An 18299-nucleotide genomic window follows, 5' to 3' on the forward strand; every position below is an offset into this window, starting at 1 on the left:
CCTGTCTGGGTGTCCTGCGTGTACTGCTAGGTCACTTCTTTACACGAACAGTCTTTGTGGACCTTGTCTCGAGAGTCATCTCGTCGGCCTCCGCAACCTTCGCTTTCAATCGCACAGTACCTGTCGCGGCGTCGACCACGTCCACCACCTTCGCAAGCAGTTTCGCAGTATCCGCGTTCCCGGAGGCACTGGCGAGCTGAACGGCTCGGCCCAGTTTGGCGGTTGCTCCGTCCATATCGCCCGATTTGCGTAGATCGAGACCCTGTTGGATGGCTTGTGCCAGTTCGGCCTGACCGGTGTAATGGGCGACCTGGGGGTTGATGGAGGTCGAGGCGACCATGTCGTCCGTCCATACGGCCCTGATCAGCCCCTGTGCGCCCAGGTTCTGGACGCTGCCGTCGGGCTGCGGGACGATCAACGAGACGCGGGCCGCGAGCATTTCCTGGCCGAGGCCGGCCGTCGGGACCTCCACGCATACGTGGTAGTCACGGGACTCGTCGCCCCAGGAGCCGGTCGGATAGTCCCCGGCCCGCGGCCCCGCCTCGGTGCGCCGGCCGGTCAACTCCTCGACCGTGGGCGCCACTTGCTTGACGAACTTGATGGTGGTGCCGACCGGGGTCCACAGCCGCAGCGCGACGTCCGCGACCTCCTTGCCCATCGCCGTCTCCATCATCTGCGTGAAGTCGGCGGCCAGACCGGTGGGATCGGCGACGATGTCGGCGGTGCCGAGCAGCGCCGAGGCTATCCCTGTGACTTCTTTCACTTCCCAGTCGGTACCCACGCCCCGCGCGTCACAGGTGAACCGTCCGGCGCAGGAGTCCAGGGCGGCCTTCAGGTCCTCCGGCGCCTCGTGTTCGTTACGGCCGTCGGTGAGCAGGATGCCGTGCCGGATGCCGACGTCCGCCGAGGACAGCAGCCGGTCGGCGAGCCGCAGCCAGGTGCCGATCGCCGTGCCGCCGCCCGCGCTCAGCTTCCGCAGCGCCTGCTTGGCCTGCTCCCGGGTGGTGCGGTCGGCCACCGCGAGCCGCCCGCCGCCCGGGAAGACCTCCTTGGCGACGTGGGTGCCGCCGATCACCGCGAAGTGGGTGCCGTCGCGCAGGGTGTCGATCGCGGCCGCCGTGGCGTCCCGGGCGTTGCGCATCTTGGTGGGCGGGTAGTCCATCGAACCCGAGCAGTCGACCATGATCGCCACCCCGGCCGACGGACCCTGCCCGGGTGCGTACGACGCGCCGACCGCGGTCCCGACGGTGCCGCCGCCGGTCGCCGTGACCGTGACGATCGCGTTGACCTCGCGGCCGCCGTCCGGCAGGTACTCGTTCTGGTACACGTCGACCGAGAACTGCGGCACGTTCGACTTCGAGAAATTGGCCATGACTGCTCTGGTCCCCCTCCACCCACGCATGGGTGCTGACGGTGTGCGGACCGGTCCCCTCCGGTCCGCGGGTGCTGCTCAGTGTGTGACTCAGGTGTGAGTCGTGTGACTGTCGTCGATTCCCGTGGTGTCACTATCCCGTTTACGGCCGTTTTGAGGCGGCCTCAGGCGGATCCTGCCCCCTGCGGCGGCGCGGGGAACGGGAGCAGCGCCACTGTTACGTTGTCGTGGCCCCCGCCGTCCAGGGCGTGACCGACCAGGACCCGGGCCGCGTGCAGCGGTCGCTGGACGGCGTCGGCGGGCACCACCTCGGACATCTCCTCGGCCGTCTCCGCGTAGTTCCACAGGCCGTCCGTGCACACCACCACCACACCGGGCCGGTCCGGCTTGAAGGAAGCGGTGTGCGGCTCCAGTTCGTAGGCGTCCGCGCCGAGCCAGCCGGTGATCGCGTGGGCGCGCTCGTCGGCGTACGCCTCCGCCTCGCTCATCAGCCCCGCGGCCACCATCTGCGCGGCCCAGGAGTCGTCCTCGGTGAGCCGGACCGCCGGGGTGCCGGGGTCCACCGGCACCCAGTAGGCGCGGCTGTCGCCGACCCAGCCGACGACCAGCAGGCCCGAGGTGACGATCGAGCCGACGATCGTGCACGCCGGGGCGTTCTGGTGCGGGGCGTGCTCACGGGCCGAAGGGGGCTCCTCGGCAAGGGCGTTGACGGCCTGGGAGGCGGCGACGATCGCCTCGTGCAGCGCGGCCTGCGGATGCGTGCCCTGGGGCAGCGCGGCCAGCAGCGCCTCGCTCGCGGCCCGGGAGGCGGCCATGGAGGCCTCGTCGGGGCGGGTCGCCGAGGAGACGCCGTCGCAGACGATCGCGAGCAGGGCCGGGGTGCCGTCGGGCAGCACGGCCCGGCCGACGGTGAACGCGTCCTCGTTGCGGTGGTGGCGCAGCCCGCGGTCGCTGACGGCGGCCACCGGGCCCGACTCCTGCTCCATGTGGTCGCGTTCGCGGGGCTGGGCGTGCCCGCAGTTCTCGCAGTAGCCGTCGTCGTCGACCCGGCCCGCCCGGCAGGCCACGCACACCTTCGCCGGCCCGGCGGACTCCACGGACCCGGAGGCCCCGGCGGACTCGGCGCTCTCGGCGGCGGAGGCGGCCACCCGCGGGTCCGGCGCCTGCAGCGCGTAGTCCTCGTCCGGCTCCGGCGTCCGGTCGAACCGCACCCCGGAGGCCGGCGACACCGGCGAGCCGTGCGGCGGCGAGCCCGGCAGCGGCCTGCCGCCCGAGTCGGTGCCGGGCAGGTCGGTCGGCAGATGCGGGGCAGCGGGCGTCTCGGAGCTCTCCGGCTCGGGCGGGGGCCAGTCCACACCGGAGGGTCCCACACCGGAGGCGCCCATGGTGAGGGTCGGGTGATCCTGGGGCGCGGCGGGCACGGCCGACAGGTCGTACCCGCACGCACCGCAGAACAGGTCACCCGATTCGAGCGGCTCCGCGCAGCTCGGGCACTTCGCCGGTGCGGCCTGCTGGGGCATCTGCGACATCAACTACACCCACGTCCGGGGGCGGTAACGGTTGGCCCGTTCCACCAGGTCGATCCTCTCCTCACCGCCGGTCGCCAGTCTGGCCAGCGTGCGGTACGAGCGTTCCAGGCCGAAGCGGAGGCCCCGCTCGTCCAGACCACTGCCGAGCAGCACCCGGCCGCCGGTCGCGGGCTGTACGCCCTGGCCCCCGGAGAGTATCCAGTCCAGCGCGCAGCCGAGGACTTCCGCCGACAACTGCTCACGCCGGGCCGGGTCCAGACCGTACGCGTCCAGCGCCTCGATCTGCCCGGCGGCGGCCGTCAGATCGTCCAGGAACGGCGTGTCGTCGGCCGCCGCGGTCCGGTGCCGCAGCCGCGCCCGTACGGCCGCCACCCGGGCCGCCGTGTAGTGGATGGAGGCCTCCGGCACCGACTCCAGCGTCCGTACGGCACCGCGCCGGTCCCCCGCCGCCAGCTTCACCCGGCCCAGGCCGAACGCGGAGCTCACGAATCCCGGGTCGGTCGCCCACACCAGCCGGTAGTACTCGGCCGCGTTGTCCAGCTGGCCGAGCACCTCCGCGCACAGGCCGAGCGCCAGCTTGGGCGCGCTCTCGCCGGGGAAGGCGTCGTAGATCGCGTCGAAGGACAGCGCGGCGCCCTCGAAGTCGCCGGTGACCAGGGCCCCCACGCCCCGGTACCAGACCACCCGCCAGTCCTCCGGGTGCTCCTCCTCCAGCTCGCCCAGCTCGGTCAGGGCGGCCTGGTGGTCGCCGCTCTCCAGCCGGGCGCGGATCTGGCGCAGCCGGGTCTCCACGGTCCGCGCCGGCGCGGCGGCCAGCGCCCCGAGCAGCTCGCCCGCCGAGGAGGTCATCATCAGGCCCGCCAGGAAACCGGCGTTGGGGTCGTTCGGGTCGACCAGCGGGACCGGCAGGGCGAGGGCGGCGGCCGGGGTGGCTATCGGCCTGACGAGAGCGGGGGCGGGGCCGTTCGCGGCCGCCTCCACCCCCGGCGGTTCCAGCGCGAGGGTTCTGGAGGCGACCGCCCGCGCGCCCAGCCGGGACACGTCCCCGGCCAGCTTCGGGAACAGCTCCGTGTCCGTGACCTTCACCTCGGGCCCGAACAGCGTCGACAGGGCGGGCCGGGCCGTGCCGGTCTGCACCGACACGACCTCGCGCAGCACCCCGGTCAGCTGCTCGGCCATCTCCTGCGCAGAGGCGAACCGGCGGGCCGGGTCCGGGTCGGTGGCCCGGACCAGCAGCCGGTAGAAGGACTCGTACTGCCGGAAGACCTCGATGTTGTCCGGGTCGGGCAGCGAGTCCACGAAGACGGTCGTGTAGCCCTGGAAGTCGAAGGTGAGGACCGCGAGGGTACGGCCGACCGTGTACAGGTCGGAGGCGACCGACGGGCCGACCTCGGCGACCTCCGGGGCCTGGTAGCCGATCGTGCCGTAGATGGCCGACTCGTCGTCGTCCATCCGGCGCACCGCGCCCATGTCGATCAGCTTGAGCTGGTCCTCGGTCTGGATGGCGTTGTCGACCTTGAAGTCGCAGTACAGCAGGTTGCGGCTGTGCAGGTGGCCCAGGGCTTCCAGGGCCTCGATACCGTACGCGCACGCCTGCTCCACCGGCAGCGGGTCGCGGCGGCCCTCCGGGGTGCGGCGGGCGTTGGCGATCTCCTTGAGGGACTTGCCGCCGACGTACTCCATGACGATGTAGCCGTCGAGGGAGCCGGTGCGCTGGTCGAGGTGCTCCACGAAGTTGTAGATCCGCACGATGTTGGCGTGCTCGATCTCCGCGAGGAACCGCCGCTCGGAGATCGCGGCCGCCATCGCGTCCTGGTCGCCGGTGTCGAGCAGACCCTTGAGCACCACCCAGCGGTCGGCGACGGCCCGGTCCACGGCCAGGTAGATCCAGCCCAGACCGCCGTGCGCCAGACAGCCCGCGACCTCGTACTGGCCGTGCACCACATCGCCGGACTTCAGCTTGGGCACGAACGAGTAGGGGTTGCCGCACTTGGTGCAGAACCCCTCGGTCCGGCCCGGCTGGTCACCGCGTGCACGCCCGACCGGCGCCCCGCAGTCGGAGCGCGAGCAGAACCGCTTCCGCTCGGGCACCTCGGGGTTCTCCAGGACCATCTCGCGCGGATCCGGCTTCGGCACCTGCGGCACCGCGACCAGGCCCGCGCCCAGCCGGCTGCGCCCGGACCCGCTCGTCGCCGAACCGGAGCTGCGCACCGACACCGAACGGCCCGTCGACTTCCCCGACAGGGAGCGCGAGAGCCGCCCCGATACCGAGCGCCGTGACTTCGACGACTGCGACGACGTACGCGAGGTGCTACGGCTGCTGCGGCCGCTGGAGCGCGAACTCCCGCTGCCCGCCGAGTCCTTGCCGCCCGCTGTCAGCCCGGTGGCCGGCGAGCCGACCATCCCCTTGGCCGAGACGACCGGGGCCAGACCGCAGGTGTCGCAGTACAGCTCACCGCCGCCCATGTCCTCGTACGACCCCTCACAGCCCGGCCGCTGGCACGACTGTCCCGCCTGACTCACCGTCACTCCCCCCTCCGGTCCTCGGGTCCGCTCTGCTGCGGCACGCGCGGGGCGCCCAGCGCCTCCGCCGCCGCCTGCTGGTAGCGCAGCACCGCCTGCCCCGCGACCCGCAGGTCGCAGGGCGCGCTCCACAGCATCCGCCGGGCCGCGTCGTACCGCTCGATCAGGAACGGGTCCTCCGCCAGCCCGTGCCGGGCCATCTTCGCCTTGTACGCGTCCAGCCGGCCGCGCAGCTCCGCGCGCACCGCCAGCGGCGCGGTGACCGCCGTCAATGACTCACGGGCCCTAAGCAGTTCGTCCTCGGCCTTCTGCTCCAGGGACTCCAGGAGCGGTGAGAGCCGGTGCCACTGGGCCTGCCTGCGGTACTCGGCGGCCGTCGCCAGCTGCTCCTGCAGCACGGTCGGCGGGCCGCTCACCACCGGCACCTCGGTCGCCGCGATCTTCGCCAGCACCTCGCCGCGCGCGGTGCGCGCCTCGGCGAGGGTGCGGTCCGCGCGGGACAGCACGTCCCGCAGCTTGATCAGCCGGGCCTCGGCGTCCTGCCGTACCGTCAGCACGGCGTCGATCTCCCGCCGCACCTCCTCCAGCGCCCGCGCCTGACGGTCGTACACCGTGGTGTCCGGACGGCCGCCGCCCGGCGCCGAACTCCCCGGCGCCGGAACCCAGAAGGCCAGCGGGTCCGAGACCACGTCCTCGCGCAGCTTCGTCAGTATGCGGGTGATCCGTTCCAGGTCGTCGCCCGCCGGGTGCTCGCCGGGACGCACCCCGACCGAGTGCGCCAGCTTGCGGGTGCGCTGCAGCTCCGCGGCGAGTAAATCGATCCGCGCGGGCAGCGCCGACCACACCGCGTCGGCGGTGACGACCATGTCCAGCGAGGTCGCGTACAGCTCGTTCATCCGGTCGACCAGGGCTGCCAGCGAGAAACGCTCGCTGAGCCGGCCCGCCGCCGACAGCAGCGTCGGCGCGTTCGCCGTGGCCGTCGCGCTGCCCGCCACGGTGATCGAGTCGCCGCGCAGCAGCTCGGTCAGCTCCACCAGGTCCTCACGGCTGGACCAGCGGCGCCGGGCCCGGATCTCCCGGGCGGTGTGCAACGCGTCCGTGTAGGCGTCGAAGTACGCCCACAGCAGGGTGATCGATGCCTCCGCGGCCGTCCACCGCTCCCGGGTCGTCCCCGTGAGCTCGGCGCCTTCGAGGAGTCTGCGGCCCGCGTGGTCCTGCAGGGCGAGGAGCGAGGTCTCGATCGCCTCGTGCTCCGCGCCGAGCCGCGCCAGCGCACGGTCCACCTCGTCCCGGTCCATCACCGGCCCGGCGGGGTCCGTGACGCCCATCGATCACCTCTCGCTTCGCTTGTCGGGGCTGGGCTCGCGGATGCGGGTCAGCTCTTGCGCAGGTACTGCGGCGCGGGCGGTTTCGACGCCGACGAGTCCGTTCCCAGTGTCGCCGACAGCCATCGGTCGTACGACGCCTGCCAGCCGTCGGCCCGGTAGTCGACCAGAATCTGATTGACCCGACGCACCAGGTCCTGTGCCGACTTGTTCATCGCCACGCCGTAGTACTCGGTGGTGACCGCCGGGCCCTCCAGCTTGAGCGTCGGATCCTGGGCGGCCTGGCTGGCGGCGAGCGCGCCGTCGGTGATCACCGCGTCGACCTCGCCGAGCTGCAACCGCACCAGGCAGTCCAGCTGGTTGGGAACGGTGACGACCTTGACGGAGGAGGGCAGCTTCCCGGAGGCCTTGTCGGCGGTCACCTTCTTGAACGCCGTCGAAGTGTCCGCCGTGCACACCGTCTTGTGCGCCAGGGTCGCGTCGTATCCCCTGATCGACGAGGACCTGGGCGCCAGCACCTGCTGGCCGGTCTTGAAGTACGGCGCGGAGAACGCGACATCGGCGAGCCGCTCGCAGTTGATGGTCATGGTGCGCACCACCATGTCGACCTGCTTGTCCTCGACCGCCGGTATCCGCTGGCTCGTCGGGATCGCCTTGAAGATCACGGCGTTCGCGTCGCCGAGGATGTCCCGGGCGATCTGGTGCACCAGGTCGATGTCGAACCCCTCCAGATCCGCATCGGAGTTGTTCGGGTTGCGGTAGCCCCAGCGGTAGCTGTTCTGGTCGACGCCGACGATCAGCTTCCGGGCGTCGCCCTTACGGGCCTTGATGGCCTCGATGGTCGGGCCGTCGGCGCTCGACGGCGACCAGGTGTCGTTCTGCGCCTCGGACTCCTGGCAGGAGCCGGCCTTCGCCTGGCTGCCGTTGGCGAGGCCCTGCCCGCCGAGCGTGCCGCCGTCGCCGCCCTCGCCGTGGGACTGGGTCAGAGGCAGCAGCAGGACGAACGCCAGTGCCAGGACACACCCGACGGCCATCGCACCCACCCCGCCCCAGCCGCGCAGGGAGGACCTCAACCTTCGCACGAACACCGCCACGCCCCCTCTCACCGGTACTCCGAAAGCCTGCGCCCGATGCCGAACAGCGCGCCGGACGCGGCCGCGACTCCCAGCATGGCGGCACCGATCGGCAGTCCGGTCATCGCGTCCCGCCCGTCGGTGGCCCGCTGCTGGAACTCGTGCTTCTCCAGCGTCAACGCGGTGTTCAGGTTCTTGTCGACGCTTTCGAAGCACTCGGCGGTCGCGTCCTTCGTGCCGATCACCTCGTCCAGCGCCGTCTGGTAGTCGCCGTTCTCGTCCGCCTGACGGGCGGCCGAGTGCCGCTGCTTCCACGCCTTCATGTTCGCCTCGGCCGCCACGACGGGCTTGCTGTCCGCCGGGCCGTCCGCGAGCTTCGCGGCCTGTGCGAGGCCGTCGCCGAGGGCGGCCATCTCCTGGTCGAAGTGGTAGTAGTACGTGTCGTAGCTCTTGCCGTCGACCTCGATGGTCTCGGCACCCCGGGACACCAGGCTCAGGTTCTCGTTCCCGCGCGCCTTCAGGGAGGCGATCCGGGCGTCGTGCAGCACGGTCAGCGAGCGGACGCCGTGCTCGTAGGAACCCTCCAGGCCGGAGCGGGCGACGGCATGGCCGACGACCAGCCACAGCAGCGTGACGACGGTCGCCCCGGAAGCCGCGACCAGGCCGTGGTTCAGCAGGCGGTTGGTACGGCGGTAGTGGCGCAGCTGGGCCCAGGCGAGCGCGGCGAGGGCGACGACGCCGAGGGCCATCGCCGCCCACGGGTACGGGGTCGCGTCCGCGTAGTCGGACGACAGCCGCGTGTTCTCCGTCTCGTAGAGGTCCTGCGCCGTCGGAAGCATGTCCTGCTGCATCTTGTCGTTCGCGTACCGCAGGTAGGCGCCGCCGACCGGGTAGCCCTGCCGGTTGTACACCCTGGCCCGCTCGACGAGCCCCTTGTACTCCGGCAGCAGCGTGTTCAGCTTCGTCACGGCCTTGTCGGCGGGCGAGCCGGGTTCCGCGTTGGAGGCGGCGGTGACCAGCAGCGTGGCGGCGTTCCGGATGTCCGACTCGTACAGCTCGCGGGATGCGTCCGTCTCCTGACCGCCCGCCAGGAAGGCGCTGGACGCGGCCGTGTTGGCGTCCGCCAGCGAACGGTAGATCTCGGCCGCGTCGGAGCTGAGCGGCTGGCTGTGGTGCAGCACGTCGTCGGCCGCGTTCGCGCGGGCGGTCATCTGCCAGGCGGTGACGGCACCGAAGGCGACGATCAGGAGGGCGAGGACGGCGCCGATGAGACGGAGCCGGCCGGGCTCCGTCGTCGCCGCGGTGCGCAACTGGTCGATGCCCTCTGCGAATGCGGTGCGCCGAGGGGGTGGCGGGGTGGGCAGGGCGGAGCCTGCTCCTGGCGGTGCCGCGCTGCTGATCGGCGGGTGTGTCACTCGACCTCCCCCATGGCCATCCGGTCGCCGACCAGTATCGCCGCCCGGACTGACATTCGGCACCGGCCGTCACTGGATCTTGATCGGATCGCAGTGGAACCCCTGCCCATGAACACGCCGGGGGAATCGGTTCGGTTCCGGAGGGGTGGTGCGGAAGCGCGCGTTCCGGGGCGGGGGCCGGGGGCGTGGGGTTGGCTGGGCGCCGTCCTCGGCTGCGGGTCGGTGGGGGCTGGTCGCGCAGTTCCTCCCCCAGCCTTCGGCCGGGGGTACCCCCAGCGCCCCTGACGGGGCGCTGCAGTCGCGTCAGTCACATAGCTGCGGGCAGGCGTGCCGCAGGGCGGCACGGGTGGGCGCAGCGGCACCCTGCCAGCGCCGGTAAGCGACACCCCCCGCCCCAGCCCCCACCCCCGTCACCCCTCGAAGTACCCCCGCACCCTCCCCTGCACGTCGGCCCCCGCCCCCACCGCGTCCAGTCCCAGCAGGGCCGCCCCCAGCACCGGTCGCGCCGTCACCACCCTCGGGACCGCCTTCGGGGCGCGGGCCGCCAGCAGTTCGCGTACCCCGTCGTCGAGTTGGGGATGGCCCCCCGCCAGTACCCCGCCCCCCAGCAGCACCGGTGTCTCCTCGTCCAGCAGTTCCAGGCGGGTCAGCGCGACCATGGCCATGGTCACCACCTCCTCCGCCAGCCGGTCCACGATCGTGCGGGCCACCGGGTCGCCGTCGGCCGCCGTGGCGAACAGCACCGGCGTCAGCTCGTGGCGGCGGACCGGATCGACCTCCTCCACGTGCAGCGCCTCGATCAGCGCGAGCATGGTGCCGTACCCGAAGTGCGCGGGCAGGGTGCGGGCGAGGGCCGTGCTCTCCCCGCGGCCGTCCTCCGCGCGCGCCGCGTGCCACATGGCCTCCTCCGCGAGTCCCCAGCCGCCGCCCCAGTCACCGGAGATACGGCCGAGCGCGGGGAAGCGGGCGGTGCGGCCGTCGGGGCGCATGCCGACGCAGTTGATGCCGGCGCCGCAGACGACGGCGACTCCGCGCGGCTCGGTCGCGCCGGCCCGCAGGATCGCGAAGGTGTCGTTGCGGACCTCGACCGTCGCACCCCACCCGCGGGTGTGCAACGCGGCGGCCAACTGCCGTTCCTCGAAGGGGAAGTCGGCGTTGGCGAGGCAGGCCGAGACATGTGCGACCGAGGTGACCCCGGCGGCGTCGTACGCCTCGGCGACCGCCGCCGCCACCTCGTCCACGGCCTGTTCCACGCCCACCACCGGCGGCCGGAACCCCCCGCCGCGGGCGGTGGCGAGGACGGTGCCGTCCGCCGCCACCACCGCGACGTCGGTCTTGCTGTTGCCCGCGTCGATGGCGAGGACACTTGCGGTCAGGCCCACGCGAGGTGCTCCCGGTTGTGCGCGATCAGTCGGTCGGTCAGGCCGTCGGCGTACTCGTACTGGCCGACCAGGGGGTGGGCGAGCAGCGCCCTGAAGACGCGGTCCCGGCCGCCGCGCAGCGCCGCCTCCAGGGCCAGTTCCTCGTACGCCGTCACGTTCGCCACCAGGCCCGCGAACAGCGGGTCGACGTCCGCCACGGCCAGCGGCAGGGCGCCGGACGGGCCCACCGCCGCCTGCACCTCGATCACCGCGTCGTCGGGGAGGAAGGGCAGCGTGCCGCCGTTGTAGGTGTTCACCACCTGGTAGGGGTTCCCGGTGCTGCCGAGCAGGGCCGCGGCCAGGTCCACCGCCGCCTCGGAGTAGTAGGCGCCGCCCCGCCTGGCGAGCAGCTCCGGCTTCTCGTCGAGGGCAGGGTCGCCGTACATCTCCAGCAACTGCTGCTCCATTGCCGCGACTTCGGCGGCCCGGGAGGGCTTGGTGCCCAGCTCGCGCACCACTTCGTCGTGCGCGTAGTAGTAGCGCAGGTAGTAGGAGGGGATGACGCCGCCCAGGCGGTCGAGGAGGGCCGGGGGCAGCTTCAGGTCCGCGGCGATCGTCTCGCCGTGCTCCGCGAGCAGCTTGGGCAGGACGTTGTCGCCCTCGGGGCCGCCGAGGCGGACCGCCGTCTCCCAGGTGAGGTGGTTGAGGCCGATGTGTTCGAGGTGGACCTCGGACGGGGTGGTGCCGAGCAGGTTCGCGAACTTCCGCTGGAAGCCGATCGCCACGTTGCACAGCCCGACCGCCTTGTGGCCGGCCTGGAGCAGGGCGCGGGTCACGATCCCCACCGGGTTGGTGAAGTCGATGATCCAGGCGTTCGGGTTGGTGCGGCGGACGCGTTCGGCGATGTCCAGGACGACCGGGACCGTGCGCAGGGCTTTCGCCAGGCCGCCCGCGCCGGTCGTCTCCTGGCCGATGCAGCCGCACTCCAGCGGCCAGGTCTCGTCCTGCTGGCGGGCCGCCTGGCCGCCGACGCGCAGTTGCAGCAGCACCGCGTCGGCGCCCTCGACGCCCGCGTCCAGGTCGGAGGTGGTGACGATACGGCCGTCATGGCCCTGCCTGGCGAAGATGCGGCGGGCCAGTCCGCCGACCAGTTCAAGGCGTTCGGCGGCCGGGTCGACCAGGACCAGTTCCTCGACGGGCAGGGTGTCCCGGAGCCGTGCGAAGCCGTCGATGAGTTCGGGGGTGTAGGTCGAGCCTCCGCCGACCACGGTGAGTTTCATGCTTGGTTAACCCTTCACTCCGGTGAGCGTGACGCCCTCGACGAACGCCTTCTGGGCGAAGAAGAAGACGAGGATCACGGGGGCCATGACCAGCACGGTCGCGGCCATGGTCAGGTTCCAGTCGGTGTGGTGCATGCCCTTGAACGACTCCAGGCCGTAGGAGAGGGTCCAGGCGCCCGGGTTCTCCGAGGCGTAGATCTGGGGGCCGAAATAGTCGTTCCAGGCGTTGAAGAACTGGAAGAGGGCCACCGCCGCGATGCCCGGCTTCGCCATCGGGACGACGACCGTGAGCAGGGTCCGCAGGTCGCCGCAGCCGTCCACCCGCGCCGCGTCCAGGTACTCGTTCGGAATGGTCATCAGGAACTGGCGCAGCAGGAAGATGGAGAACGCGTCACCGAACGCCAGCGGGACGATCAGCGGCCACAGGGTGCCGGAGAGGTCGAGCTGCTTCGCCCAGAACAGGTACATCGGGATGACGACCACCTGCGGCGGCAGCATCATCATCGAGATCACCAGCATCAGGGAGAGATTGCGGCCCCGGAAGCGGAACTTGGCGAGCGCGTACGCCACCGGCAGCGAGGAGACGACGGTCAGGACGGTGCCGAGGCCGGCGTAGAGCAGGGTGTTCTTCCACCAGGTCAGAAAGCCCGGGGTGTCGAAGACCCGACGGTAGTTGCCCCATTCCCAGGTGTGCGGGATCAGGTCCCGGCTCAGTGCCTGGCTGTCACTCATCAGCGAGGTCAGGAAGACGAACACGAAGGGGAGCGTGAAGAACAGGGCGGCGGCGACGCCGAGGGAGTGCACCGCCACCCAGTTGAGCAGGGCCTTGCGGCGGGCCGAGCGTTCGGCCGCGGACACCGGCTGGGGCGTCAGCTGCGCCGGCCGGTCCAGCACTTGGGTCATCGTCAGTCACCTGCCTGGATGAGACCGCCCCGGCGCCGCATCAGGAACGCGGTGAACACCATGGACAGGGCGAAGAGGACGAGGGCGACGACACACGCGGAGCCGTAGTCGAAGCGCTGGAAACCGAGGTTGTAGATGAGCTGGGGGAGGGTGAGGGTCGACTTCTCCGGGTAGCCGGGCTCGAACTGGGTACCCGCGCCCTGGATCACGCCCGAGGCGACCTTTCCGGCGATCAGGGGCTGGGTGTAGCACTGCATGGCCGCGATCACGCCGGTGACGACGGCGAACATGATGATCGGCGAGATGTTGGGGAGGGTGACGAACCGGAACCGCTGCCACCCCGAGGCGCCGTCCAGCTCGGCCGCCTCGTACTGCTCCTTGGGCACGTCCAGGAGCGCGGCCATGAAGATCACCATCAGGTCGCCGACGCCCCACAGGAACAGCAGGGTGAGGGCGGGCTTGGACCACGCCGGGTCGTTGAACCAGCCCGGTGCCGGGATGCCGATCTTCTCCAGGATCGAGTTGACCGGTCCCGTCCCGGGGTTGAGGAGGAACGCGAAGGCCATGGTGGCCGCCACCGGCGGGGCCAGGTAGGGCAGATAGAAGAGGGTGCGGAAGACACCCGTACCCGTCTTGATCTTCGTGATGAGCAGGCCGATGGCGAGCCCGAACAGGACCCGGAGCGTGACGGTCACCAGGACCAGCCAGAGCGTGTTGCGCAGTGCGGGCCAGAAGTAGGGGTAGTGCTCGAAGACGTACGTCCAGTTCTTCGTGCCGCTCCACGTCGGCGGTCTGAAACCGTCGTAGTGCATGAACGAGAAGTAGACCGTGGAGAGCATCGGATACGCGAAGAAGACCGAGAACCCGATCAGCCAGGGCGACATGAAGGCGGCCGTCCGAAGCGCCGACCTGCGGCGCTTCGACGCCAACGTGATGGTGCTCATCGCTACTTCGCCTGCGCGATGTCCGTGTCGATCTGCTGGGCCGTGGCCTCCAGACCGGACTTCAGGTTCTTGACCTTGCCGCTCTCGTAGTCGTATCCGAAGTTCTGGATCGTCGCCAGGTACACACCGCCGTTGATGGAGGCGGGGGACGTCGTGGAGTTCGGGTTCGCGGCGATGTCCAGGAAGGTCTTGAAGCGCGGGTCGTACTTCAGCTTCGGCGACTTCAGGGCGGCCAGCGTCGAGGGCACGTTGTGGATGGCGTTGGAGAAGTTCACCACCGCGTCCGTGTCCGTGGTGATGTACTTGACGAACTCCCAGGCCGCGTTCTGCTTCTTGCTGGTGGCGGCGATACCGGCGATGGTGCCGGTGATGTAGCCCTTGCCGTACTGCGCGACCTGGTCGTCGGGCACGGGCAGCGGGGCGACGCCGATGTCGAACTTCGGCTTGGTCGCGAGGGCCATGCCGAGCCGCCACTCGCCGTCGAGCTGCATGGCGACCTGGCCGGTCTGGAAGGGGTGCTTGTCGCCCCACTCGTCGCCGAGCGTCGCCCGGTACTTCTCCAGCTTCTGGAACCCGCCGAGGCCGTCGACGAGGTTCTTCTGCAGCGTGAACGCCTCGGTGAAGGCGGGGTCCTTGGCGATGTTCGACTTGCCGTCGGAGGTGAAGTACGTCGGCGAGAACTGCGCCGCGTAGTGCTCGGTCGTGGTCTCCCAGCCGTGGTAGTCCGGCATGAAACCGAGCTGCTTGTAGCCGTCGCCCTGGGTGATGGTCAGTTTCTTGGCGTCCGCCTGGAATTCGGTCCAGGTCTTCGGCGGGCTGGTGATGCCGGCCTTCTTGAACGCCGTCTTGTTGTAGTAGAGGCCGTACGCGTCACCGAGCAGCGGAGCCGTGCAGCGGTTGCCGTCGTACTGGGTGTACTCGTTCATCGCCTTCGGGAACGTCGTCTCCGGGTCGATGCCGGACTTCTTGAAGAACGGGTTCAGGTCGACCAGCGCGCCCGAGGAGCAGAACTTGCCGACGTTGTTGGTGGTGAACGACGAGATGACGTCCGGGGCCTTGTCGCCGCCGCTCCGCAGCGCCTGGTTGATCTTGTCGTCGGTCATGTTGGAGACGACGTTGACGTGGATGTTGGGGTGCGCCTTCTCGAAGCCGGCGATCAGCGCGTTGACCGCCTTCACCTCGTTCGGGGCGCTCCAGGCGTGCCAGAAGTTGATGGTGGTGTTCGCGGAGGCGTCGTCGGAGGCGCCGGAGGAGGACTGGCCGGTACAGGCGGTGGTGAGCAGGGCCAGCGAACTGGTCAGCACAGTCAGGGCAAAAGCCGTCTTTCGGGCAGCGAAGGGTATGGGCATGGCGGGATCTCCCAGGGGCGGGCGGAACAGAGAAGGACCGGTGCGGAGCGGGAAAGGGCCTGTGCGGGGGTCTGTTGCGGGTGCGGGTGCGGGTGCGGGTGCGGGGGCGGGTCAGCGTGAGGTGTCGAAGACCTCGTCGCGGGTGGTCGCGAGCGCGCTCTCCAGCGCGCCGCGCAGCACGGGGTGTTCACGGACGTCGCCGACGACGAGCCGCGGCCGGGCGGCCGCCAGCTCCTCCAGCTCGGCCTGGACGAGGGCGCGAAGCACCTCGCCGCCGGCGGTGAGGACGGTGCCGCTGAGGACGACGAGTTCGGGGTCGAGGACGGAGACGAGGGAGGCGAGACCGGTGGCGAGCCGGGTCGCGTAGGTCCGCAGGAGTTCGTGGTGCGGTCCGGTGCCGTGATCGGCGGCGCGGCCGACGAGTTCGGCGGCGACCTCGGAGTGCGAGCCGGTGGGCAGGTCCTCGATACCCAGCTCGCGGGCGAGCCGGGGCACCGCCTGCGAACCGGCGAGCTCCTGGTAACCGCCGCTGTTGGCCTTGGTGACCTGGCGCACCAGCGGGGTGCCCGGCACCGGCAGGAAGCCGACCTCGCCGGCGCCGCCGGTCCAGCCGCGGTGCAGCCGGCCGCCGAGGACCAGGGCGGCGCCGAGGCCCTCCTCGTTCCAGAGCAGCACGAAGTCGCCGTGCCCGCGGGCCGCGCCGAGCCGCTGTTCCGCGATGGCGGCGAGGTTGACGTCGTTCTCGTACTCGACGGGCATCGGCAGCGCGGCGGCGAGTTCGTCGAGCAGCGCGGGGGAGTGCCAGCCGGGCAGGTGCGAGGCGTAGCGCAGCCGGCCGGTGTTGGGGTCGAAGGCGCCGGGGGTGCCGATGACGACCCGGCGGATGTCGTCGCGGGCCAGCCCGGCCGCCTTCACGGCGCCGTCGAGGGCGTCGGTGACCTGCCGTACGACGGACTGCGCGGGGCGCCTGCCCGGGGTCGGCAGCTCGAACTCGCCGACGGTACGGCCGGTGACATCGGCGACGGCGGCGCGGATCCGGGCGGGGTTGACGTCGAGCCCGGCGGCATGGGCGGCGGCGGGGTTGACCGAGTAGAGCTGGGCGTTGGGCCCCGGGCGGCCCTCGCTGGTGCCGGTCGCCAGCACCAGCCCGGCCGCCTCCAGGCGGGCCAGCAGCTGGGACGCGGTCGGCTTGGAGAGGCCGGTGAGCTTGCCGATCCGGGTGCGCGACAGCGGGCCGTGCTCCAGCAGCAGGTCCAGTGCGGCGCGGTCGTTCATGGCGCGCAGCACGCGAGGGGTGCCCGGCGTACCGGCGGTTCCTGCCATGTGGTTCGACACCTGCCTTTCCAGCCGCTCAGTTTCCCAGTGACCTGGGTGATCGGTCCACCCGGGAGACCCGTCGGAGTCGTTCGTCCTTGATCACTGTTAGGAAAGTTTCCTGTTGGCTGGAAAACGTAGGCCGCCGGAAGGGGGGCGTCAATAGCCCGCCGGCGCGGCAATGCAGTCGTTACCTGGGCTTGAACGGGCACGGACATGCGAAAGGCCCGCCCGGGAGACCGGGCGGGCCCTGTGGCGAGGGGGTCGAAGGTGCTAGTTCACCTTGATGTAGTCGCCCGCGGCCTTCGTCGCCGCGGTGGTCGCCGTACCGGCGAAGACATAGCGGTAGTAGCCGCTCTTCGACGCCTTCACGGTCGTGGACAGCGCGCCGCCCGTGCCGGAGGTGATGGTCTTGACGGTGGTGTACGTCGTGCTGCTCGCGGGGCGGAACTGCAGGACGGCCTGCTGCCCCGAGTAGCCCTTGTACGCGGCGGCGTTCCAGTCGGCCCGGGTCAGCTTGCCCTTGACGGTGATCGTCCTGCCCTTGGCCACCGGCTCCGGCGAGGCGTCGGCGGTCAGCTTGGCCGCGCGCTGCAGCTTCGCCGTGCCCAGGTTGCCCCAGACCGCGGTGCCGGAGTTGAAGCTCAGGAAGTCGTCCGAGCTGGTGCCGTCGGTGTAGGAGTAGAGGCCACCGGCCTTCCAGGTGGTCGCGTCGGCGGCCTCGGACAGGTCGCCCTGCGGGTCGATGACGATCTTCTCGGTGCAGCTGGCGGTGACGGTCGTGTCCGTCGTCGCCGTCGTCGTGCAGGTGGGCACGTCGTCGGGGCCGACCATGTTCTGCAGCGACTTCAGGGTGCCGCGGTACAGGATCACCCCGGCGAACGTCGTGTCGCCGTCGATGTTCACGTCCACCGGCCGGGTCAGGGTGTACGTCACCGGCACGCTCACCGTCTTGGTGGTGCCGACGACGATGGCCTTGCCGTTGTTCACCGTCACGCCGGTGAACTTCAGGTCGGGCGTGCTCGTGGCCGCGGAGGCGGCGGGCGCCGCGATACCGGCCAGGGCCAGGGCACCCGACAGGGCGGCGCCTATGGCGAGCTTTCTCATGTATCCCCACATTCGGAACGGGTCCCCGGGCGACGTCGCGCTCCAGAACAAGGACCCGTGGTGGGGTGACCCTAGATCATCGCGGTGCGCGCCGATAATGCGGGGGAGCTGTGAAGGTCATCTGAATCCGGCCGGATGGCGGGTGAGGGTCACGGCTCCGTCACGATCTTCGTTGTGCCTGGTCAACAGGCCTCTTCATAGAGCTTCCTGTCTCTTGATCCCGACACCGGCCAGGAGAGCGCGAAGATCATGACCCCTCGAAGACGGCTGTTCGTACGGCTGCTGCTGAGCGCCTTCGCCGACTTCGTGCCGCTGATGCTGACGATGTGCGTCATGGACTTCGTCGACGACGGCATCGCCTGGTCGGCCTTCGGCCGGTTGGCGGGGATCCCGGTGGCCTGGGCGCTGCTTGCCCTGCCGTGGGCCGCCTGGCGGACCGGTGTGCTGGTGCGCGCGGCGCGCGGGCTGGGCATCGAGGCCTCCGAGAACGCCCTGGACCACACTCAGACATACGTCCTCACCGGCATCCCGCTCGCCCTCGTCCGTGCCGAACTGGGCTCGGCCCGGCGGGCGTTCGAGGTCGGCGAGGGCAATCCGGTGGACTTCCGCTGGCGCCCGCTGCGGGGCAGGGCGTCCGCCGACGGGACGGTCACCTTCGACGAGTCCTCGGGGGAGGCCCGTGTCGAGGTCCGCGCAGGCAAGGGCCTCAAGAGCGACGTCCTCCTCTTCCAGGGCGCCGTCTTCATCGCGCTCTGTCAGATATTGCGCACGCTGCAGCCGACGAAGCGGGCAGGGTGAGATCCG

14 protein-coding genes are annotated in these 18299 nt (G+C 70.9%); 1 reads left to right on the forward strand and 13 read right to left on the reverse strand.

Annotated features, from left to right (window positions below; translation table 11 throughout):
• Positions 1 to 31 precede the first annotated feature (31 nt).
• From EDD90_RS35310 to EDD90_RS35370, 13 genes are all read right to left on the reverse strand, one after another.
• Positions 32 to 1372 (reverse strand): VWA domain-containing protein, encoded by a 1341-nt coding sequence (locus tag EDD90_RS35310; protein WP_123976927.1) that lies wholly within the window; start codon positions 1370 to 1372, stop codon positions 32 to 34.
• 164 nt (positions 1373 to 1536) lie between these two features.
• Positions 1537 to 2901, reverse strand: a complete 1365-nt coding sequence (locus EDD90_RS35315; protein WP_123976928.1) for a PP2C family serine/threonine-protein phosphatase — start codon at positions 2899 to 2901, stop codon at positions 1537 to 1539.
• Between the two features lie 3 nt (positions 2902 to 2904).
• Positions 2905 to 5424 carry a serine/threonine-protein kinase gene (locus tag EDD90_RS35320; RefSeq protein ID WP_185149339.1) on the reverse strand — a complete coding sequence of 840 codons (2520 nt, stop codon included), beginning with the start codon at positions 5422 to 5424 and terminating at the stop codon, positions 2905 to 2907.
• Between the two features lie 2 nt (positions 5425 to 5426).
• A complete protein-coding gene (locus EDD90_RS35325; RefSeq protein WP_123976929.1) occupies positions 5427 to 6752 on the reverse strand; it encodes a hypothetical protein in 1326 nt (441 codons plus the stop codon).
• 47 nt (positions 6753 to 6799) lie between these two features.
• Complete coding sequence (locus tag EDD90_RS35330; RefSeq protein WP_398926465.1) at positions 6800 to 7837, reverse strand: glutamate ABC transporter substrate-binding protein; 1038 nt, start codon at positions 7835 to 7837, stop codon at positions 6800 to 6802.
• 14 nt (positions 7838 to 7851) lie between these two features.
• Positions 7852 to 9237, reverse strand: coding sequence for a hypothetical protein (locus tag EDD90_RS35335; protein WP_398926468.1), 1386 nt, complete (start codon positions 9235 to 9237; stop codon positions 7852 to 7854).
• Between the two features lie 410 nt (positions 9238 to 9647).
• On the reverse strand, positions 9648 to 10619 hold the full coding sequence (locus EDD90_RS35340) for an N-acetylglucosamine kinase (RefSeq protein ID WP_123976930.1): 972 nt from the start codon (positions 10617 to 10619) through the stop codon (positions 9648 to 9650).
• Positions 10610 to 11878 carry a 6-phospho-beta-glucosidase gene (locus EDD90_RS35345; RefSeq protein WP_123976931.1) on the reverse strand — a complete coding sequence of 423 codons (1269 nt, stop codon included), beginning with the start codon at positions 11876 to 11878 and terminating at the stop codon, positions 10610 to 10612. Before EDD90_RS35345 ends, EDD90_RS35340 begins: the two co-directional genes overlap by 10 nt.
• A gap of 6 nt (positions 11879 to 11884) precedes the next feature.
• A complete protein-coding gene (locus tag EDD90_RS35350; protein WP_123976932.1) occupies positions 11885 to 12781 on the reverse strand; it encodes a carbohydrate ABC transporter permease in 897 nt (298 codons plus the stop codon).
• Between the two features lie 2 nt (positions 12782 to 12783).
• Positions 12784 to 13725, reverse strand: a complete 942-nt coding sequence (locus tag EDD90_RS35355) for a carbohydrate ABC transporter permease (RefSeq protein WP_123976933.1) — start codon at positions 13723 to 13725, stop codon at positions 12784 to 12786.
• A gap of 2 nt (positions 13726 to 13727) precedes the next feature.
• Complete coding sequence (locus tag EDD90_RS35360) at positions 13728 to 15074, reverse strand: ABC transporter substrate-binding protein (protein WP_123976934.1); 1347 nt, start codon at positions 15072 to 15074, stop codon at positions 13728 to 13730.
• A 111-nt stretch (positions 15075 to 15185) separates the two neighbouring features.
• Positions 15186 to 16397: an ROK family transcriptional regulator gene (locus EDD90_RS35365; protein ID WP_123976935.1), complete on the reverse strand. Its 1212-nt coding sequence runs from the start codon at positions 16395 to 16397 to the stop codon at positions 15186 to 15188.
• Positions 16398 to 16661: 264 nt separating this feature from the next.
• Positions 16662 to 17495 carry a hypothetical protein gene (locus EDD90_RS35370; protein ID WP_123976936.1) on the reverse strand — a complete coding sequence of 278 codons (834 nt, stop codon included), beginning with the start codon at positions 17493 to 17495 and terminating at the stop codon, positions 16662 to 16664.
• A gap of 249 nt (positions 17496 to 17744) precedes the next feature.
• Between EDD90_RS35370 and EDD90_RS35375 the strand changes: the two genes are divergently transcribed.
• Positions 17745 to 18293: a hypothetical protein gene (locus EDD90_RS35375; protein WP_123976937.1), complete on the forward strand. Its 549-nt coding sequence runs from the start codon at positions 17745 to 17747 to the stop codon at positions 18291 to 18293.
• Positions 18294 to 18299 lie beyond the last annotated feature (6 nt).

Source organism: Streptomyces sp. Ag109_O5-1 (genome assembly GCF_003814875.1).
Lineage (GTDB): Bacteria > Actinomycetota > Actinomycetes > Streptomycetales > Streptomycetaceae > Streptomyces > Streptomyces sasae.

What these genes read in the sequence shown, in the direction of transcription:
- EDD90_RS35345 (WP_123976931.1), bottom strand. Translation starts at nt 11,878, where the DNA reads ATGAAACTCACCGTGGTCGGCGGAGGCTCGACCTACACCCCCGAACTC.
- EDD90_RS35375 (WP_123976937.1), top strand. Translation starts at nt 17,745, where the DNA reads ATGACCCCTCGAAGACGGCTGTTCGTACGGCTGCTGCTGAGCGCCTTC.
- EDD90_RS35355 (WP_123976933.1), bottom strand. Translation starts at nt 13,725, where the DNA reads ATGAGCACCATCACGTTGGCGTCGAAGCGCCGCAGGTCGGCGCTTCGG.
- EDD90_RS35325 (WP_123976929.1), bottom strand. Translation starts at nt 6,752, where the DNA reads ATGGGCGTCACGGACCCCGCCGGGCCGGTGATGGACCGGGACGAGGTG.
- EDD90_RS35370 (WP_123976936.1), bottom strand. Translation starts at nt 17,495, where the DNA reads ATGAGAAAGCTCGCCATAGGCGCCGCCCTGTCGGGTGCCCTGGCCCTG.
- EDD90_RS35310 (WP_123976927.1), bottom strand. Translation starts at nt 1,372, where the DNA reads ATGGCCAATTTCTCGAAGTCGAACGTGCCGCAGTTCTCGGTCGACGTG.
- EDD90_RS35365 (WP_123976935.1), bottom strand. Translation starts at nt 16,397, where the DNA reads ATGGCAGGAACCGCCGGTACGCCGGGCACCCCTCGCGTGCTGCGCGCC.
- EDD90_RS35360 (WP_123976934.1), bottom strand. Translation starts at nt 15,074, where the DNA reads ATGCCCATACCCTTCGCTGCCCGAAAGACGGCTTTTGCCCTGACTGTG.
- EDD90_RS35315 (WP_123976928.1), bottom strand. Translation starts at nt 2,901, where the DNA reads ATGTCGCAGATGCCCCAGCAGGCCGCACCGGCGAAGTGCCCGAGCTGC.
- EDD90_RS35350 (WP_123976932.1), bottom strand. Translation starts at nt 12,781, where the DNA reads ATGACCCAAGTGCTGGACCGGCCGGCGCAGCTGACGCCCCAGCCGGTG.